This is a genomic window from Amycolatopsis sp. NPDC041971 (assembly GCF_055588925.1).
In genome coordinates, this window is sequence record NZ_JBVJCE010000002.1 from 64,085 (window position 1) to 81,209 (window position 17,125).

Genomic DNA, 17,125 nt, shown 5'->3' on the forward strand with positions numbered 1-17,125 from the left:
GGAACCTTCCTTCAGGTCGCGGGGACGGGAACCTTGGTGAGCGCGGAGCGGCGGCGCCAGCAGAAGTAGCCGGTGAGCAGCGCGGCGCCGACGAACTCGATCGGGAACAACAGGACCCAGACGGAACCGGTGCCCGCCAGGTCGTAGATCTCGGCTCGTGGCCAAGCGATGTTGACGATCATCATCGCGCCGTACCCTACTGCCGCGATGTTGACCGGAATAGCCCATCGCCCCAGGGAGAAATGGCCGGGCTCGGCGGTGAAACGGCCTTGACGGCGCCGGATCAGCAGCGGCCCGGTGACCAGGAGATAGGCGAGGTACACCACGACCACCGAAGTGCCGGTGATGGTGCTGAAGATGGTCGGATTCCCCAGATTCAGCAGCAGGAGCCCGATGGCGAGCACCCCGGACAGCACGGCCGGCGCGATCGGTGTGCCGGTGCGGGCGTTCACCGCGGAAAGCCGCTTGGCGCCGGGGAGAGCGCCGTCGCGGGCCATGGAGTAGATCAGCCGCACGGTGCCGGTCTGGATGGTCAGCGTGCAGACGACGACCGCGATCGCGACGTCGGCGAGGAAGACCCGGCCGAGAGTGTCACCGAAGACGGCGGTGATCACATACGGCAGGCCTTTCCCGGCCAGTTGCCCGTCGGTCAGGCTCGGCGCCGCCATCAGCGCGGTGAGGACGACGGCGAGCCCGCCGAGTCCGGAGATCAAGAGCGCGCGGAGTACCGCCCGCGGGGCGATGCGGCGCGCGTCTTTGGTCTCCTCGGCGACCGAGGCGGCGGTGTCGAAACCGTAGAGAACGTACGCGGCCATCAGTGCCGAAGCGAGAACGCCGCCTGCTCCCGGGCTTTCGCCCGCCGGCTGCGTCACGACCTGCGGGCCGCGGACCGCGAACGACGCGAGACCGACGACCAGCACGAGGACGCCGACGAGTTCCGCCGCGACTCCGATGTCGTTGATCCGCGCCATGAGCCGTACGCCGCTCGCGTTGATCGCGGTGGTGACGACGATCAGCAGGGTGCCGAGCAGGACGGCGTTGCTGGCGCCGGTCGGGGAAGTGATCGCCGGATCCCCGCCGACGAGCTGGAAGCCGCTCCAGACCGACGGGAGCACGACCTGCAGCGCGATCGCGGCACCCGCGAGCGCGACCACACAGCCCACCAGCATCATCCAGCCGGCGAGCCAGCCCCCGAATCCTGGAGAGAGGTGTTTCGCCCACTGGTAAACCGATCCGGCCAGCGGGAATCGGGCGGCGAGTTCGGCGAAGTTGAGCGCGACGAGCAATTGCCCGGCGATGACCAGCGGCCATGTCCAGAAGAAGAGCGTGTCGCCGAAGGAATAGCCGAAGGCGAACAGCTGGAACACCGTGGTCAGGATGGAAACGAAGGAGAAACCGGCGGCGAAGGCGGAGAAACCGCCGAGTGTCCGGCGAAGTTCTTGGCGGTACCCGAAGGCGGAAAGGTCTTCGGAAGGCATTTGCGGAGGCTCCTGTCTCAAGGGCCGAATTTCGATCGGCTGACCGAAATTAAGCGCGTGCGGGATCCTTCCGATCTCCGCCGGGTAAGCGCGGTGTCAACAGATACCGGATTGGGTAACCTGGGCCGACCACCGGACGTAACAAAGATCTTCGCGAAGAAATGGCAGGATCGGATAGATGACGAAAACGACCGGGGTGGGAAGGCCGAGAGCCAGCGGCGCGGCGGCGAGCAAGCGGGAAGCGCGGCTCGCCGTACTGGACGCGGCGGGGGAGCTGTTCACCGGCGCCGGGTACGCGGCGACGACCACCCGAGCCATCGCCGAACGCGCCGGTCTGCGCCAGGCGTCCCTCTACTACCACTTTCCGTCCAAAGAGGACATTCTCGCGGCGCTGCTGGAGGACACCGTCCGGCCGTCGCTGGACGTCGCGGGCGGGCTTTCGGCGAAGCTCGCGCCGGTCGGCACGCGGTTGTGGGCGCTGGCGTACGCCGACATCCATCTGCTCGGCAGCGCACGGCACAATCTCGGCGCCCTGTATCTGCTGCCGGAGATCTCGTCGCCGAGGCTGGCGCGGTTCCGGGCCGAACGGGCGGAACTGAAACGCGTCTACGGCTCACTCGTCGCGGCGGCCGGCGTACCGGGTGACGTCGTCGGTATCCGGACCGACCTCGTGTTCGGGCTCGTCGAGAGCATCGCGATCGTCCGGCGTGACCAGCCGGATCTGGACGTCGAAGCGCACGCCGTCGAAGGGGCCGACAGCGTGCTGAGGCTCGCCGGTATCGGCGAACCGGACGCGGGGCTGCGGGCCGCCGCCCGGATGCTGCTGGAGGACTGAAGGGGACTTTCCCCGCTCCATCCATGCCCCCGCCGCCACCCTCAACGGAGGCGCTGCGCGCCCATCCCGTATTCCGGAGACGAAAGCGTCCTTCAGCTCGCGGGGATCAGGGAGCGGTGGCCTGAAGCGCCTTGCTCAGCGCCGCCACGGTCAGCTCGACCTGCCACGGCCGGGCACCGCCCTCACGGAGGACCTGGGCGACGAAGTCCTCGCTCAGGTCCGCGGGTGGACGCCAGCAGGTGCGGCGCACCAATTCCGGCAGCAGCAGGTTCTCCACCGGGAGCCGCCGGTCCTCCGCGATCGCGGTCAGCGCCGCGCGGGCGGCCGAAAGCCGGGCGGCGGCGTCGGGATCCTTGTCCGCCCATCGGTTCACCGGCGGCGGGCCGTCGGTCTGCTGCGCGGGGGTGGGCAGTTCGTCGGCGGGGAGCGCGCGGGCCGCCTGCAGATGCCGCAGCCAGCTCGCGGTGTATTTGCGCTGGACCCGGCCGCTGAACACCGGGAGCTCCTGCAACTGCTCGACGGTCTTCGGATCCGCGGTGACGGCGTTGATGATGGCGCTGTCGGGCAGGATCCGGCTCGGCGCGCGGTCGCGTTTGCGGGCGAGTTCGTCCCGCGCCTGCCACAGTTCGCGTACGGCGGCGAGACCGCGGGCGCTCCGGATCTTGTGCACTCCGGAGGTCCGGCGCCACGGCTCCGCCCGGGGGGCGGGCGGCGGCGCGGTGCGGACGGCCTCGAATTCCTGCTGGGCCCAGTCGAGCTTGCCCTGGGCGGCCAAGTCTGCCTCGAGCTTTTCGCGCAGCTCGATGAGCAGCTCGACGTCGAGGGCGGCGTAGTTCAGCCAGTCGACGGGAAGCGGGCGCTTCGACCAGTCGGCGGCGCTGTGGCCTTTCTCCAGCTGGTAGCCGAGAAGGAGTTCGACGAGGGTGCCGAGGGCGACCCGTTCGTACCCGGCGAGCCGTCCGGCGAGTTCGGTGTCGAACAGGCTCTTCGGGCGCAGGTCGAGTTCGGCGAGGCACGGCAGGTCCTGAGAGGCCGCGTGCAGCACCCATTCGGCGTGGTTGAGCACTTCCGCGAGGGGTTCGAGCTGCCCTTCGAGCGGAATGGGGTCGATGAGGAAGGAACCGGCGCCTTCGCGGCGCAGCTGCACGAGATAGGCCTTCGGCCAGTATCGGTAGCCGGACGCGCGTTCGGTGTCCACGGCGATGGCCCCGCTGCCGCCCGCGATCTTCGCACAGGCTTCGGCGAGGGCTGTCGCGTCGGCGATCACCGGCGGAGTGCCCTCGGCGGGCTCGCGCAGAAGAACCGGTCCACCGGTGTCATCGGTGCCGGTCTTCGGGTCCGTCTGCGGTTCTCCGGGGCGGTCGCCTTCCATAGGTGAAGACCCTACGGGACGAGCGGACCGCGCCTGGTCCGCCCGTCCCGCGGGGCTGTTCGCCTTTGTCAGCGGATCACGCCGGCACGCATGGCCAGCGCCACCATCTGAGCCCGGTCACCCGTGCCGAGCTTGCGCCCGATGCGGGAGAGGTGAGACTTCACCGTGAGAGCGGAGAGGCTGAGTTCCTCACCGATCTCCTTGTTGCTCTGGCCGTCGGCGACGAGTTGCAGCACCTCGACCTCGCGCGCGGAAAGCTCGCGCGGGGTGTTGTCGGTGCCGGCGACTCGGGTACCGGTGGCCAGGACCGGTGCGACGCTCGGGTCCGCGTAGACGCCGCCCTCGAGCACCCTGCGGACGCCGTCGGTCACTACGACCGGCGATGCCGACTTGAGCAGGTATGCCTGGGCGCCGGCCTGGAACGCCGACCTGACCGCGTACGGGTCGTCTGATGAAGCGAGCACCACTACTCGAGGCCAGCCATGGCTACGGAGTTCCGTAACCAGCTCGATGCCGCTGCCATCCGGCAGTCCGAGATCGAGGATCGCCAGATCACAAGGCCCAGTGGCCTGTGCTCGCGCCCTCGCCTCGGCCACCGTGGCGGCCTCGTGGACGGTGCCCGCACCCATCTGTGCGAGTCTTGCTGAGATTGCCTCCCTCAACAGCGGGTGGTCATCGACCACCAACACGGAAAAAAGCTCTTCCCGCGGGTGCGGAACCATGCTCGCCGGCAATGAACCGGCTGGCGTGGATCGGACGGCCTGAGAAATGCCGACGGTAGCCACGTCACTACCTCCCTGGAGTCGGTCGTGCCCCCCGACCGGCACCGGGACTTTCGGCCGTTCAGCCGCGCCAGCTTTAGACCGAAAGTGGTGTCGTCGATGGCACTGTAGCCGCCCTGAGGCCTTCACGGGGGGATCGAATGGGTATCTATCTCAAACCAGTGGTCACTCAGGGAGTTCGTCGTAACACGATCGGGCTAGTACACAGCCGGTGGCTAACAGATCGCCGAACGAGCACGATGCACTGGGGATACCGGGGCCCAACCGACTGTGCAGATGAGCCGTGCACCTGCCGGTGCCTCTGCCCGGGACGCTCGGAGAGCAGTGTGCCGGAGCCCGGAATCCGCCTTGGGCGTGGGGCTTGATCAACTTCGCGGAGAGTCATGATCGCTCCGCTCAGTGACTGCGATGGTCACGCTCCGGAAAGGCTTCGAGGGGTCCTCGGGGGCGCTTCGGGCCGCGTTGATCTTGTTGCGGACGGTGATCGCAGGGTTAGCACGAACGAGGTGGTTCAGACCTCTGTGCGAGCGGCTCCGCGCTGGTCGGGGCTGGTCTAGTCCAGATGGCCGCGAAGGGCGCCTCGGCGGCGTGTGGACGCTCTAAGGCCCTCGCGTATGAGCGCCTTCGGCCGCTTCGCGGGTCTTCGCAAGTACATGAAGGACCCCTTACTTGCGCTAGACGCCATGAAGGGGTCCTTCATGTACTTGGGTCGCCGATCCGCCGGCGATAGCAAGGGACCTTTAGTATCGCTAGCTTTCCTAGCGACGCTAGCTGGCCGGAACTCGCAAAATAACCCGAATGCTATGTCTCGATTGCCGGGATCCGGCGTGTCGGGCCCGATGTCGAGTCCGTGAAGGCCTCCTTGAGGGACCCAGAGTCCCTCAAGGAGGCCTTCACGGATCTTGCAGAGGCTCTTTAACCGGTCTTCAGGAGGACTGGCGCTGCTCGAAGAGGGTCACGCCGACCGGCGGCAGCCCGACGACACTCGCCATCACCTGGCAGAAGGCCTGCCCGTGCGGCCGCAGCGCGGCGTCGGTCGGCGTCCAGGAAGCCCGGAGTTCCAGATCGTCGGTGCGAGCGGGCCCGGAGATGTCGCCGAAGCGCGCCGAGGACGTCTCGGTGACGGTGCCGCCCAGCGCCGTCCAATCCGCGCCGGAGCTCTCCAGCGCGTCGGTCAGCCAAGACCAGCCCACGGCGGGCAGGAAGGGATCGGTCGCCAGTTCGCGGTCGAGTTCCGCGCGGACGTACATGACCAGCCGCAGAACCCCGTCCCAGCCCTCCTGGCCGTCCGGATCGTGCAGCAGCACCAGCCGTCCCGACGCCAGCACGTCCGCCGGTCCTTCCACCTCGCAGCTCACCGCGTAGGACCACGGCGCCAGCCGCTGCGGCGGGCGCATCGTCTCCAGCTGCACTTCGGGGCGGGGCCGGACCGATTGCAACGCCGCGACGGCTTCACGGAAGAGATCGGGTACTGATGTCATCGCGGTCACCAACCGACTGTAGGACGCGATCGTCCCGTTCGGGGCGCAGACGCGCCGAGAGTGAGGCCCCTGAGCGCCCATGGCACCATGAACCGTGATGTCTCCTTCAGTTGCTTCTCCCGCGCAGACCGTTCCCGCGGCCCGTCGCGCCCTGCCCGGTGCGCCGTTCCTGGCCGCCGCGCGCGGCGAACGCCCGGCCCACACCCCCGTCTGGTTCATGCGCCAGGCTGGCCGGTCGCTGCCCGAGTACCGGGCGCTGCGCGAGGGCACCTCGATGTTCGACGCCTGCTTCGACCCCGAGATGCTCGCCGAGATCACGCTCCAGCCGGTCCGCCGTCACGGCGTCGACGCGGCCATCCTCTTCAGTGACATCGTCGTCCCGCTCAAGGCGGCGGGCCTCGACATCGACATCGTCGCGGGCACCGGACCGGTCGTCGCCGAGCCGATCCGCGACGCCGCGGGCGTGCGCGCGCTGCCGGTGCTGGACCCGGAACAGGTGGAGCGGGTCGCCGAAGGGGTCCGGCTGCTGGTCGGGTCACTCGGCGAGACGCCGCTGATCGGCTTCGCGGGCGCGCCGTTCACCCTGGCGTCCTATCTCATCGAGGGTGGCCCGAGCCGCAACCACGAGCACACCAAGGCGCTCATGCACTCCGAGCCGGAGCTGTGGCACGAACTGGCCGGGCGCCTCGCGGACATGGCGATCACCTTCCTGTCCGCGCAGCTGGACGCCGGGGCCGACGCGATCCAGCTGTTCGACTCGTGGGCGGGCGCGCTCTCGGAGCGGGACTACCGCGAGTTCGTCCTGCCGCATTCGGCGAAGGTGCTGTCCGCGGTCGCGCGTTACGGCGTCCCCCGGATCCACTTCGGCGTCGGCACCGGCGAGCTGCTGATGGCCATGCGCGACGCGGGTGCCGACGTGGTCGGCGTCGACTGGCGCATCCCGCTCGACGAAGCGGTCCGCCGGCTCGGCGGCGGTGTCGTCCAGGGCAACCTCGATCCGGCGCTGCTGCACGCGTCCTGGCCGGTGCTCGAAGCGGAGGTCCGGCGCATCCACGCCGAGGGCCGCGCGGCCGACGGTCACATCTTCAACCTCGGCCACGGCGTACTGCCCGGCGTCGACCCGGACGTCTTGACGCGCGTGGTCGGGCTGGTGCACGAGCTCCAGCCGTGAAGCCCGTGAACACCGTCGCCGTCGTCGGTGGCGGTATCTCGGGACTGACCGCGGCGTACCGGCTGCGGACGCTGCTCGGCGAAGACGCCAGGATCGTCGTCTTCGAAGCGACGGACTCCCTCGGCGGGAAGCTCCGCACGGTCGAACTCGCCGGCGAACGCTATGACGTCGGAGCGGAGGCCTTCCTCGCCCGCCGTCCCGAGGCGCTCGCCCTGGTCCGCGAGATCGGGCTGGGCGAAAGCCTCGTCCACCCCACCAAGGCCCGCGCCAAGATCCACGCCGGCGGATCCGTGCTCGGCCTGCCGCCGGGCACGGTCATGGGCGTTCCCGCCTCGGCCGACGCGGTCGCGGGGGTGCTGTCGGAGAAGGGCCGCGCCCTGGTGGAGGCCGAGTCGTCGCTGTCGCCGGTGGAGCTGCCCGCCGGGGACGTGCCGCTCGGCCCGCTGCTGCGCGAGCGTTTCGGCGACGAACTGGTCGACAGGCTCGTCGATCCGCTGCTCGGCGGGGTCTACGCCGGGGGAGCGGACGGCCTCGGACTGCGCGCGACGATGCCCGGGCTCGCGTCCGCGATCGATCGCGGCGCACGCTCGCTCACCGAAGGCGCCGCCTCGCTCATGCCCGCCTCGCCGAGTACGGCGCCGGTCTTCGGCACTTTGCTGGGCGGCCTCGGGACGCTGATCGCCCGGCTCGCGGAGCTGTCCCGCGCCGAGATCCGGACCGGGACCACGGTGACGGCGCTCGAGCGCATCTCCACCGGCGGCTGGAAGGTCGACGACCTCGACGCTGACTCCGTTCTTCTCGCCGTCCCGGCGCCTTCGGCCCGGCGGCTGCTCGACGGCGTCGTGGGAGTGGCGTCTTCGGCGTTCGCCGAGGTCGAACTCGCGTCGATGGCGGTGATCGCGCTCGCGCTTCCGCCGGGTACCGCACTGCCGGAGTCGTCCGGGGTGCTGATCGGCGCGGGTGAACAGGACGCGGCCGGGAAGCCGTTCGCCGCCAAGGCGTTCACCTTCTCCTCCCGCAAGTGGGCGCAGTACGGCGACGGTCCGGTGCTGGTGCGTGGCTCGGTCGGCCGTTTCGGTGAGCCGGGGGCGCTGCACGCCGACGACGACGAACTCGTCCGCGTGGTCCGTGACGATCTGGCCCGCCTGACCGGTGTCACCGCCGAACCGATCGACACCCTCGTGACCCGATGGGGCGGCGGGCTCCCGCAGTACGGCACCGGGCATCTCGAACTCGTCGAACGGATCGAACGCGCCGTCGCGGACGTCCCGGGGCTCGCCGTGGCGGGCGCGACGCTCCACGGCGTCGGACTCCCGGCGTGTATCGCCACCGCCGACGCGGCCGCCCGCCGCATCGCCGGGATCACACCGACCCACGAGGGCTCCTGAGCACCGGCAGTGCCAAGATGGCGGTATGGCGCGGCTGAACTACAACGAGCTCAATGACACCATCCGCTACACCGCCTGGTCGGTCTTCCGGGCCGAGCAGGGCAAGCTCGGCGAAGACCGCGCGAAGGCGACCGCGGAGACCACCGAGTACCTCGACGCGCTGGAGGCCAAGGGCGTCGTCGTCCGCGGTGTCTACGACCTCTCGGGGCTGCGGGCCGACGCCGACTACCTGATCTGGTGGCACGCCGAGGAGATCGAGCAGGTCCAGGCGGCCTACAGCGGTTTCCGGCACACCCCGCTCGGCCGCGCTTCGGTGCCGGTGTGGAGCCAGGTCGCGCTGCACCGCCCGGCGGAGTTCAACAAGAGCCACATCCCGGCGTTCCTCGCCGGTGAAGAGGCCCGCAAGTTCATCTGCGTCTACCCGTTCGTCCGCTCCTACGAGTGGTACCTGCTGCCGGACGACGAGCGCCGCAAGATGCTCGCCGACCACGGCAAGGAGGCCCGCGACTATCCGGACGTCCGCGCCAACACGGTCGCGTCGTTCGCGCTGGGCGACTACGAGTGGATCCTGGCCTTCGAGGCCGACGAACTGCACCGCATCGTCGACCTGATGCGTCATCTGCGCGGCACCGAGGCCCGCCTCCACGTGCGCGAGGAGATCCCGTTCTACACCGGGACGAAGGTGGCCCCGGCCGAGCTGATCGCCCTGCTGCCCTAGTGGACACCCGCGTCTGGACCACGCTCACCGGCGACACCCTCGCCGACGACGCCGTCGAGATCACCGGCCCGGAGTCGGTGCTGCCCGGGACCTTCCGGGTCGAGGAGGCGGCGACCACGAGTATCGCCGTCGCGACGCTGGCCGCCGGTGAACTGCTGCGGCTGCGGGGAATCGAGCCGGGCAAGGTCTCGGTCGACACCCGGCACGCCGCGGCGTCGTTCCACAGCGAGCAGTACATCCGGGTCGATGGGGAACCGGTGCCGTTCAGCGCGCCGTTGTCCGGCGACTACCGCGCGAACGACGGCTGGGTGCGGCTGCACTGCAACTACCCGCGGCACGTCTCCGCCGTGTGCTGGGGCCTGGGCGTGCCCGCGACCCGCGCGGCGTTCGAGAAGGTCGTGGCTGCCAAGTCGAAGTACGAGGTCGAGTCGGCGGTGATCGGCGCAGGCGGCGCGGCCGCGGTGCTGCGCTCCCGCGAGGAGTGGCTGGCGCACAAGCAAGGGCAGGCGGCCGCCGGGCAGCCCATCGCGGAGATCCGGTCGCTCGGGCCGTCCGAGCCCGTGCGGATGTTCGAGTCCGGCCGGCCGCTGGGCGGGGTGCGGATCCTGGACCTGACCCACGTCATCGCCGGACCGGTCGCGGGCCGCGTGCTCGCCGCGCACGGCGCCACCGTCATGCACATCGGGTCGGCCCAGCTGCCGACCGTGCCGCCGCTGGCCGTCGACACCGGGATGGGCAAGCTCTCGGCGTACGTCGACCTGGAGACCGAGGCCGGGCGCTCGCGGCTGCGCAAGCTGATCGCCCGCGCCGACGTCGTGCTGCAGGGTTTCCGGCCGGGGTCGCTGGTGGCCAAGGGCTTCTCCCCGGAAGCGATCGCGGAACTCCGGCCGGGGATCGTGATCGCGGACCTGTCCGCCTACGGCTGGGAAGGACCATGGGCGCGCAGGCGCGGGTTCGACAGCCTGGTGCAGATGGCGTCCGGGATCGCCGACGAGGGCGGCAAGACGGCCGGACTCGACGGCCCGGGACCGCTTCCGGTGCAGGCACTCGACCACGCGACCGGCTGGCTCACCGCGGCGGCGATCATGACCGCCGTCCGCCGTGCGGTCACCGAAGGCGGCAGTCAGCATGTCCGGAGCTCGCTCGCCGGAACCGCGGAGTGGCTGAACTCCTTGGGACGCAAGGAAGCCGGACCCACCGGATTCGACGGCGGCGAATGGCTCGAAGAGGTCGACGGTCAGCTCGGCCGGGTCACGCGGGTCACGATGGCGGGCACGCTGCCCGGTTCGAATCCACAGTGGACGGAAGCGACGCACGTACCCGGAAGCGACCGCCCGGTCTGGTAGAACACCGCATTCAGAGGACTAAACGCGGCACGCTCCTAGCGTGTTCGGCGCTCCCGATGTGGCATCGGGGGCACCGGCGGCAGGGCGGGCTTCGGGACCACGAAGTGCCGGTGAGCGACCGCGTGGTGAACGAACCGCATTCAGAGGACTAAATGCGGCGTGGGCGAAGCCAGCTCGTGAACCGGCGTGCGGGCTTCGGCACTTCGCCGCGTTCCACGAGCCACGTGCCGAAAGCGTCCGCGTAGGCCCGCGCGCGGATCGCGTCGGTCTTCGGGCTGCTCGTCGCGTACTCGCGGAAGAGCGCGCCGAACCGGTCTCCGAGAGCCTCGGCGAGATCCGGGCGAAGGAAGGCGATCAGCCTGCTTTGCTTGTTCCTCAGGACGTTCGCCTCGATACGGAGCCTGTCCACGTCGAAGCCCGGCGGAGCGTCGCCTCCGGCGAGCAACGCTTTGAGCAGCTCGGCCTGCCGCGCGGCGAGCCGCTCCCGAGGCGACGTCACGGCGAGACCGCTTCCCTGAGCGCGGCCAGCTCGGCCGCCAGTTCGCTGTCGGGCGGGTAGTCGTCGTCGCGCTCCAGCAGAACACCCGGCGGCTCGGTGCGCCGCCGCAGTTCGCGCAGCAGGTCCAGCACCTCCGGCACCACCGGATGGGCGTGCGTGTCGTGGTAGACGCCGTCGCGTTCGACACCGCCCGCCATATGCGTGTACGCCAGCCGCTCCCACGGGATCTCGTCGAGGAACCGTTCGGGATCTGTGCCGAGGTTGCGGGCGTTGGCGTACAGGTTGGCGACGTCGATGATCAGCAGGCAGCCGGTCCGGTCGGTCAGCTCCCGGAGGAACTCCGCTTCGGTGAACTCCGCGTCCGGCCACTCCAGAACGGCCGCGATGTTCTCCAGCGCGAACGGGACGTCCACGATGGACTGCGTCAGTTTGACGTTGTCCACCAGGACATCGAGTGCCTCCCGGGTGCGGGGGAGCGGCATCAGATGCCCCGAGTCGAGGCCGCCCGCGCGCACGAAGCACACGTGGTCGCCGGCCATCGGCGCGCCGAGCTCGCGGGTGACCTCCGCCAGATGTTCGACGCGCGCGGTGTCCAGCGGTTCGGCCCCGCCCAGCGAAAGCGAGACCGCGTGCGGCAGGACCGGGATTCCCTTGTCACGCAAAGCGACGAGGGTCTCGGGAAGATGTCCGGCGTGCAGGTTTTCGGCGACGACCTCGACCCAGTCGACGCCGGGCAGCCGCGCGATCGACAGGTCCAGTTCGTGCCGCCAGCCGATGCCGATCCCGAGCCTGCCCGGCCCCTCAGCCACCACAGCCGCCACCTCCGCAGGAACTTCCGCCGCTGCTGCTGCTGCTGCACGAGCTTCCGCTGCCGCTACTGCACGTGGAGCCGCCGCCGGACGAACCGCCGCCGAAACCGCTGGAGACCGGAGGCGGGATCAGGGCCGCGCTCAGCTCCTCGTCGGGGTAGTAGGAGAGACCGCCGAACGCGACCGCCGCGGCGGCACCGCCCATCATCGCGCCGTCCATCGCGGTCGCGTTGGGGATCACGCGCTTGCGCTCCCGTCCGTGGGCGGACCTGGCCCGGTGAAGGATCCGGGCGCCTTCGCCGGTCGGGCGCGGGCCCGACCGCTTGTTCTTGACCGCCCGCGCGATCAGCGTCGCGAATCCGGCCGCGATCAGCAGCGGGATCAGGAAACCGACGGGGTGATCGCCCGCGATCCCGGCGATCAGGCGCGTCACACCGAGGACGAGCACGGCGAGGTACAGGAAGAACACGACCTGGCGGATCCGAGGCGCCCGGTCCGCGACCACGAGTCCTCGCTGCTCGAGCCCCTTGGCGAACGCCTGCATCGGTCCCGACATCCGCAGCCGGTCGCGAATGCCGCGGGTCGTGGCGTTGTACCCCGGCCGCGCGCCCTTGGCGACTGCCTTCTCGATCGGGTCGGCGGGCTCGGGACCCGTCAGCTGGAGCTGCTTCGAACTGCTGACCCGCAACGTCCCGCGGTCGACCAGCGCCGCGATGGCCGTGTCGACCACCCGGTCCGGGCCGCCGGCGAGATAGGCGAGTTCGTACACCGTCGGCTCCGATCCGCTCACGGCGGCGCGCGGTGCCTTGCGGCCCAGCTTGACCGCGATCGTCCACAGGAGACCGACGAGCAGCGGGAACACCAGCAGGGCGCCATAGATCGCCAGGAAAGTGGGTCCGGGGATGCCCCAGGTGTCTTCCATCGCACGGGCCTTTCACGAGCAGGTGCACTTACCGTGGTCGGACGTTTCTCCGTCCGGTCGTGGTTCCGTCATTCGAACATCCGGAGTGGACCTTCACGACGGCAGTTGGACCGTCAGTAGCTGCCGGTCCCGCAGGTACTCGAACCGGTCCCGTCGCCCCAGCCGAAGGTGCGAGTGTCCTTGCCCGGTCGGCCGCCGTAGCGGCTCAGGACGCCGGCGAGTTCGCGCTCGGGATACGCGGCGAAGCCGCCGAGGGCCACCGCACCCGCCGCACCGGAAACGAGGCTTCGATCCGTCTCCGCCTCGGCCAGCACCTCGCGGCCCGCGGCGGTGGTCCTGCCCTCGTAGTCGGTCCGGCCGAGCCGGAGGGTGACGATCAGCAGGGCCGGCGCGACGACGAGAAGCGCGGTCAGGAGCACTGTGCCGACGGTGACGATCCACCGGGCCGTTCCGATTCCGAGAAGGACGACGTAGACGGCGGCGGTGATCCTCCACGCGAGCCGTCGTCGTCCTTCCGCGACGACCAGGCCGCGGCGGCCCAAGTCGGCCCACAGCGCCCGCATCGCCGGACCGCGGCTCATCGTCGTCCGCAGCTCGTGGTCGGGGAACGACGACAGCTCACCGGCGAGCTCCAGCCCCAGTGGGTCGACCGGGACCAGCGGCGTGCGATACAGCCTGCCTGAACCGCCGACCCGGGCCTGTTCGCGTTCGAGCATCGCGGCGACCACCGTTTCGGTGACCCGCGAGGTGCCGCCCGCCAAGGCCGCCACATGCTGCACGCTCGGCAGCCTGCCGCCGGAGTGGAAGCCGCGCCGGAGCCAAAGCGTGTGAAGCCCCGCGATGGCGAAGGGGAGCGTGATGGCCAAGGCGTACAGCCACCCGAAATCCGGTCCGGAGATTCCCCGAGGTTCGTTCATACGACAACAAGCCTCCCCACCCGAAAGCCCTCCCGGACGCTGTCCCTGTGCACAGGGAACGCGTCGGGGAGGGCGGTGGTTGGCTTCGTTCGGTTACGACTCGGGAACGAGCTTCAGCGAGATCGAGTTGATGCAGTACCGCTGATCCGTCGGCGTGTCGTAGCCCTCGCCTTCGAAGACGTGCCCGAGGTGGCTGTGGCACGACTTGCACAGCACCTCGATCCGGCGCATCCCCATGGCGGTGTCCTCGCGGAGGAGGACGGCGTCGGTGTCGGCGGGGTCATAGAACGAGGGCCAGCCGCAATGGCTCTCGAATTTCGTGTCGCTGCGGAACAGTTCGGCGCCACAGGCTCGGCACTCGTAGACACCGGTGGTCTCGGTGTCGGTGTACTCCCCGGTGAAGGGGCGCTCGGTGCCCGCCTTGCGGAGCACGGCGTACTCGTCGGGGCTGAGCTGCTCCCGCCATTCCTGCTCGGACTTGACCACGCGAGGCGTGGCTCCGACAACGGGTTTCATGCCTTTCACCGGTTCCACGTTACTCCGCGAGCCACGCGATGGCCCGGCCGATGATGTCCCATGCGGTGACCATCACGCCGAGCACGATGAGGACCACGACGAGTGCCGAAATCCACCAGCGCAGGCCGCCGAGACGGTTGCTGGAGTCGGCGAAATCGGAGACGCCGTCGAGGCAGGCCTCCACGGTGAAGTTCGGGCCGCAGCGTTCGATGCGGTCCAGATGCTCGGCGAAGGCACGAGCTTCGGGATCGTACGGGTCGAGGCCTACCAGGTCCTCGTCGAAACGAGGATTCTGTCCAGGTCCGAAAGGTCCGCTATCGGCCATACCGGCAACAGTAAGCCACGAGCGGCGATTGGCCTACCACCAGCGAGGCGGGTCTCATCACCGCCACGCTGCGTCAGTTGCCGAGTACTCGCGTGTCGGCGTCGATGAGATACTTCCCGTCGACCTGGACCACGCGCAGCGCCGGACGGGGTCCCTTGTTCAGTGTGACGTTCATGTCGATCGAGCCATCGGCGTTGCCGCCGCCCTTGTCCGCCCGGGCGGTCTCAGCGCCGGTGACCTTGTGGGTGCTCCAGTATTCGGCGAAAGCCTGCTCCGAACCGTAGACCTCCTTCGCGGCATCCGTGAGCATGTTCCAGCTCGTGGATGTCCCGATGCTGCCCGTGTCGAAGAAGTCGAGGACGAAAGCACCCACGCTCGAGTAGCTCGTGATCCTGTCGCTGGGGGTCTTCCCCAAGCCCGCCGGCGCGGCACGCGACGAAGACGGGGCACTCGACTTGGGCGCCGAGACGCTGGGCCGCGGGTTGGCCCCGGTGTTGTCGCCCGCCTGGGGGCTGGCCCCGTTGCTCGAATTCAGCACCAGGAACACGATCACGGCGATCACCACGACCGCGGCACCGGCGCCCGCGAACAGGACGGCCTTGCGTTTGGCGTCGGACGGCTTGGCCGGGGACGGCCGAGTCGGAGCGGCCGCGGACGGCGGCGGGCTCATCGCGGCGACCGGACGCGGCGGCGTGTTCGGCGGAGCGGACGGCGAACGCATCGGCATGAAGGCGGCCGTCGGCGTGTGTGTCTTGGTGAGCGGCGGAGGAGCCGCCGCGGCGGGTTGCGCCGGCTTGTCGGTCCGTTGCCACGGCGGCCGGTCCGCGCCCGGGATGCCGTGCCCCGGGGTGTCGGGCACGGCAGGCTGTCTACCGCCACCCGCTCCGAAGAGCCGCGGCGACGCCGCCGTGCCCGCGGCGGATTCGTTCGCCGCCAGCGCGGCGAGGCGCTCACGGGCCTCGGCCATGGTCGGGCGTTCGGTCGGCTCGGTGCGCAGAAGGCTCATCAGCAGCGCCGTCGCGGGGCCCGCCTGCTGCGGCGGGTTGATCTGCCCGTTCGCGGCCGCGTACAGCAATGCCAGCTGATTGGAGCTGTTCCCGTACGGCGTCTGGCCCTCGATCGCCTGGTAGAGCGTCGCGCCGAGCGCGAAGACGTCGGAGCTGGGCACCGGGTCCGAGCCGCGCGCCAGCTCGGGCGCGAGGTAGGCCGGGGTGCCGCCGATCAGTCCGGTCTGGGTGAGCGTCATGTCGCCGGCCGCGCGCGAGATGCCGAAGTCGGTGATCTTCGCGGTGCCGGACTCGTCGATCAGGATGTTCCCGGGTTTGACGTCGCGGTGCACGATCCCGGCGCGGTGTGCGGCGACCAGCGCCGACGCGACCTGCTCGCCGATCTTCGCCACGCGCCCCAGCGGCAGCGTGCCTTCCCCGGAGATGATCGCCGAGAGGCTCGGGCCGTTCAGGTATTCCATCACCAGGCAGGGATCGCCGCCGTGCTCGGCGATGTCGAACACCACGATCGCGTTCGGATGCTGGAAACGGGCCGCGTTCTTCGCCTCGCGCATGGCGCGCTGGCGCATGTTGTCGCGTTCGGCCTCGGAGACACCCGGCTGCGGGAGGATCTGCTTGACCGCCACCGAGCGCTCGAGGCGGACATCGATGGCACGCCAGACCACCCCCATGGCACCGCTACCAATTTGCTCGACCAGGCGGTAGTGCCCAGCGATCAGCTGACCGGTGTCGATGGCGACTGCTCCTGACACATTCTTTGACGAACACATCCCGGGTGATGGTGGCGTTACGCGACCTGACGGGTCCCGCGCACCCGATCGAGTGTAGCGGGCGGCGGTTTCGGCGCCCCGTCAGCTCGCCGGTGCGGAGGCGGGCAATTCTTCCTCGTCGCTCATTCCGGGCACCGGACGGGCTTTCCGCCGGAAGACCTTGAGCAGTCCGATGGCCCCCGCGGCGGCGAACACGGCGTAACAGATCAGCAGGGCGGGCGGGGTTTCCCCGGTCAGCGCGTCACCGAGGACGACGACCGCGATCGTGCCCGGCAGGCTGCCGAGCGCGGTCCCGATCAGATACGGGGTGAAACGGACCGATGACACTCCGCACAGGTAACTGAACGGAGCGAACGGCACCATCGGGATCAGCCGTAAGGAGGTGATCGCCAGTACTCCGCCGCCGGAAAGCCGGTCGTTGACGGCGCGAACCTTCGCCCGATGCAGGTGCCGGGTGACAAGATCGCGGCCGAGTGCCCTCGAAAGGGTGAAGGAGAGCGCGGAGGCGACGATGGTCGCCAGGATGCCGACGGCGATGCCCGTCGTGGCGCCGAGCAGCAGCCCGCCCGCCAGGTTGAACACGGTGCGGGGGATCGGCGCCACGGTGAGTACCGAGTAGGCCAGGAAGAACACCAGCGGCGTGGCCGGGCCCGTTTCGGCCGCCCAGGTCCGCAGCCCGGCCGGACTCGGGATCGGCAGCAGCACCGCGGCCGTCACGAAGACGGCGAGCACGGGGAGCGCGAGGAGTAATCTGGTACGGCCGGACACTGCGTCCACCGTACGGTATTC

The 17,125-nt window shown here is 69.8% G+C and carries 17 protein-coding genes; 5 read left to right on the plus strand and 12 right to left on the minus strand.

Translation table 11 applies throughout. The features are described 5' to 3' along the window. Positions 1 to 11 precede the first annotated feature (11 nt). Positions 12 to 1,478 carry an amino acid permease gene (locus tag ACZ6DT_RS05330; protein ID WP_465589035.1) on the minus strand — a complete coding sequence of 489 codons (1,467 nt, stop codon included), beginning with the start codon at positions 1,476 to 1,478 and terminating at the stop codon, positions 12 to 14. Positions 1,479 to 1,656: 178 nt separating this feature from the next. On the opposite strand from ACZ6DT_RS05330, the gene ACZ6DT_RS05335 reads away from it, so the two are divergent. Then, entirely contained in the window at positions 1,657 to 2,313 is a 657-nt protein-coding gene (locus ACZ6DT_RS05335) for a TetR/AcrR family transcriptional regulator (protein ID WP_465589038.1), read from the plus strand. Positions 2,314 to 2,419: 106 nt separating this feature from the next. Here the strand turns inward: ACZ6DT_RS05335 and ACZ6DT_RS05340 are convergent, their stop codons facing one another. From ACZ6DT_RS05340 to ACZ6DT_RS05350, 3 genes are all read right to left on the minus strand, one after another. Continuing rightward, positions 2,420 to 3,685: an HRDC domain-containing protein gene (locus ACZ6DT_RS05340; RefSeq protein WP_465589041.1), complete on the minus strand. Its 1,266-nt coding sequence runs from the start codon at positions 3,683 to 3,685 to the stop codon at positions 2,420 to 2,422. Between the two features lie 68 nt (positions 3,686 to 3,753). Further along, positions 3,754 to 4,470, minus strand: coding sequence for a response regulator transcription factor (locus tag ACZ6DT_RS05345; RefSeq protein WP_034318331.1), 717 nt, complete (start codon positions 4,468 to 4,470; stop codon positions 3,754 to 3,756). A gap of 923 nt (positions 4,471 to 5,393) precedes the next feature. After that, complete coding sequence (locus ACZ6DT_RS05350) at positions 5,394 to 5,957, minus strand: DUF3000 domain-containing protein (protein WP_465589044.1); 564 nt, start codon at positions 5,955 to 5,957, stop codon at positions 5,394 to 5,396. Between the two features lie 88 nt (positions 5,958 to 6,045). On the opposite strand from ACZ6DT_RS05350, the gene hemE reads away from it, so the two are divergent. Genes hemE through ACZ6DT_RS05370 form a run of 4 tightly spaced genes read left to right on the plus strand, consistent with a single transcriptional unit; the run spans position 6,046 to position 10,571 of the window. Then, positions 6,046 to 7,119 carry a uroporphyrinogen decarboxylase gene (hemE, locus tag ACZ6DT_RS05355; protein ID WP_465589046.1) on the plus strand — a complete coding sequence of 358 codons (1,074 nt, stop codon included), beginning with the start codon at positions 6,046 to 6,048 and terminating at the stop codon, positions 7,117 to 7,119. A 5-nt stretch (positions 7,120 to 7,124) separates the two neighbouring features. Beyond that, the gene (gene hemG / locus ACZ6DT_RS05360; protein ID WP_465590506.1) at positions 7,125 to 8,507 is read left to right on the plus strand and encodes a protoporphyrinogen oxidase; all 1,383 of its coding nucleotides are present in this window, start codon (positions 7,125 to 7,127) and stop codon (positions 8,505 to 8,507) included. A 25-nt stretch (positions 8,508 to 8,532) separates the two neighbouring features. Continuing rightward, on the plus strand, positions 8,533 to 9,225 hold the full coding sequence (gene hemQ / locus ACZ6DT_RS05365; RefSeq protein WP_465589049.1) for a hydrogen peroxide-dependent heme synthase: 693 nt from the start codon (positions 8,533 to 8,535) through the stop codon (positions 9,223 to 9,225). Continuing rightward, entirely contained in the window at positions 9,225 to 10,571 is a 1,347-nt protein-coding gene (locus tag ACZ6DT_RS05370; RefSeq protein ID WP_465589052.1) for a CoA transferase, read from the plus strand. The genes hemQ and ACZ6DT_RS05370 overlap by 1 nt, the downstream gene beginning before the upstream one ends. 148 nt (positions 10,572 to 10,719) lie before the next feature. On the opposite strand, the gene ACZ6DT_RS05375 is transcribed toward ACZ6DT_RS05370, so the two are convergent. From ACZ6DT_RS05375 to ACZ6DT_RS05410, 8 genes are all read right to left on the minus strand, one after another. Next, positions 10,720 to 11,070, minus strand: coding sequence for an SCO6045 C-terminal-like domain-containing protein (locus ACZ6DT_RS05375; RefSeq protein WP_465589055.1), 351 nt, complete (start codon positions 11,068 to 11,070; stop codon positions 10,720 to 10,722). Then, the gene (locus tag ACZ6DT_RS05380; protein ID WP_465589058.1) at positions 11,067 to 11,879 is read right to left on the minus strand and encodes an MbnB/TglH/ChrH family RiPP precursor modification enzyme; all 813 of its coding nucleotides are present in this window, start codon (positions 11,877 to 11,879) and stop codon (positions 11,067 to 11,069) included. The genes ACZ6DT_RS05375 and ACZ6DT_RS05380 overlap by 4 nt, the downstream gene beginning before the upstream one ends. Beyond that, positions 11,872 to 12,801 carry a TIGR04222 domain-containing membrane protein gene (locus tag ACZ6DT_RS05385; protein ID WP_465589061.1) on the minus strand — a complete coding sequence of 310 codons (930 nt, stop codon included), beginning with the start codon at positions 12,799 to 12,801 and terminating at the stop codon, positions 11,872 to 11,874. The genes ACZ6DT_RS05380 and ACZ6DT_RS05385 overlap by 8 nt, the downstream gene beginning before the upstream one ends. A 113-nt stretch (positions 12,802 to 12,914) precedes the next feature. Beyond that, complete coding sequence (locus tag ACZ6DT_RS05390; protein ID WP_465589064.1) at positions 12,915 to 13,718, minus strand: TIGR04222 domain-containing membrane protein; 804 nt, start codon at positions 13,716 to 13,718, stop codon at positions 12,915 to 12,917. Between the two features lie 93 nt (positions 13,719 to 13,811). Further along, positions 13,812 to 14,234: a peptide-methionine (R)-S-oxide reductase MsrB gene (gene msrB / locus ACZ6DT_RS05395; protein WP_465589067.1), complete on the minus strand. Its 423-nt coding sequence runs from the start codon at positions 14,232 to 14,234 to the stop codon at positions 13,812 to 13,814. 19 nt (positions 14,235 to 14,253) lie between these two features. After that, positions 14,254 to 14,559 carry a hypothetical protein gene (locus ACZ6DT_RS05400; RefSeq protein ID WP_465589070.1) on the minus strand — a complete coding sequence of 102 codons (306 nt, stop codon included), beginning with the start codon at positions 14,557 to 14,559 and terminating at the stop codon, positions 14,254 to 14,256. A gap of 73 nt (positions 14,560 to 14,632) precedes the next feature. Further along, on the minus strand, positions 14,633 to 16,237 hold the full coding sequence (locus ACZ6DT_RS05405; RefSeq protein WP_465590509.1) for a serine/threonine-protein kinase: 1,605 nt from the start codon (positions 16,235 to 16,237) through the stop codon (positions 14,633 to 14,635). A 180-nt stretch (positions 16,238 to 16,417) separates the two neighbouring features. After that, positions 16,418 to 17,104, minus strand: a complete 687-nt coding sequence (locus ACZ6DT_RS05410) for a TVP38/TMEM64 family protein (protein WP_465589073.1) — start codon at positions 17,102 to 17,104, stop codon at positions 16,418 to 16,420. Positions 17,105 to 17,125 lie beyond the last annotated feature (21 nt).

Excerpts from the sequence above, each read along its gene's own strand:
- ACZ6DT_RS05390 (WP_465589064.1), bottom strand. The coding sequence starts at position 13,718 with ATGAACGAACCTCGGGGAATCTCCGGACCGGATTTCGGGTGGCTGTAC.
- ACZ6DT_RS05405 (WP_465590509.1), bottom strand. The coding sequence starts at position 16,237 with ATGGGGGTGGTCTGGCGTGCCATCGATGTCCGCCTCGAGCGCTCGGTG.
- ACZ6DT_RS05400 (WP_465589070.1), bottom strand. The coding sequence starts at position 14,559 with ATGGCCGATAGCGGACCTTTCGGACCTGGACAGAATCCTCGTTTCGAC.
- hemE (WP_465589046.1), top strand. The coding sequence starts at position 6,046 with ATGTCTCCTTCAGTTGCTTCTCCCGCGCAGACCGTTCCCGCGGCCCGT.
- ACZ6DT_RS05335 (WP_465589038.1), top strand. The coding sequence starts at position 1,657 with ATGACGAAAACGACCGGGGTGGGAAGGCCGAGAGCCAGCGGCGCGGCG.
- msrB (WP_465589067.1), bottom strand. The coding sequence starts at position 14,234 with ATGAAACCCGTTGTCGGAGCCACGCCTCGCGTGGTCAAGTCCGAGCAG.
- ACZ6DT_RS05330 (WP_465589035.1), bottom strand. The coding sequence starts at position 1,478 with ATGCCTTCCGAAGACCTTTCCGCCTTCGGGTACCGCCAAGAACTTCGC.
- ACZ6DT_RS05385 (WP_465589061.1), bottom strand. The coding sequence starts at position 12,801 with ATGGAAGACACCTGGGGCATCCCCGGACCCACTTTCCTGGCGATCTAT.
- ACZ6DT_RS05340 (WP_465589041.1), bottom strand. The coding sequence starts at position 3,685 with ATGGAAGGCGACCGCCCCGGAGAACCGCAGACGGACCCGAAGACCGGC.
- hemQ (WP_465589049.1), top strand. The coding sequence starts at position 8,533 with ATGGCGCGGCTGAACTACAACGAGCTCAATGACACCATCCGCTACACC.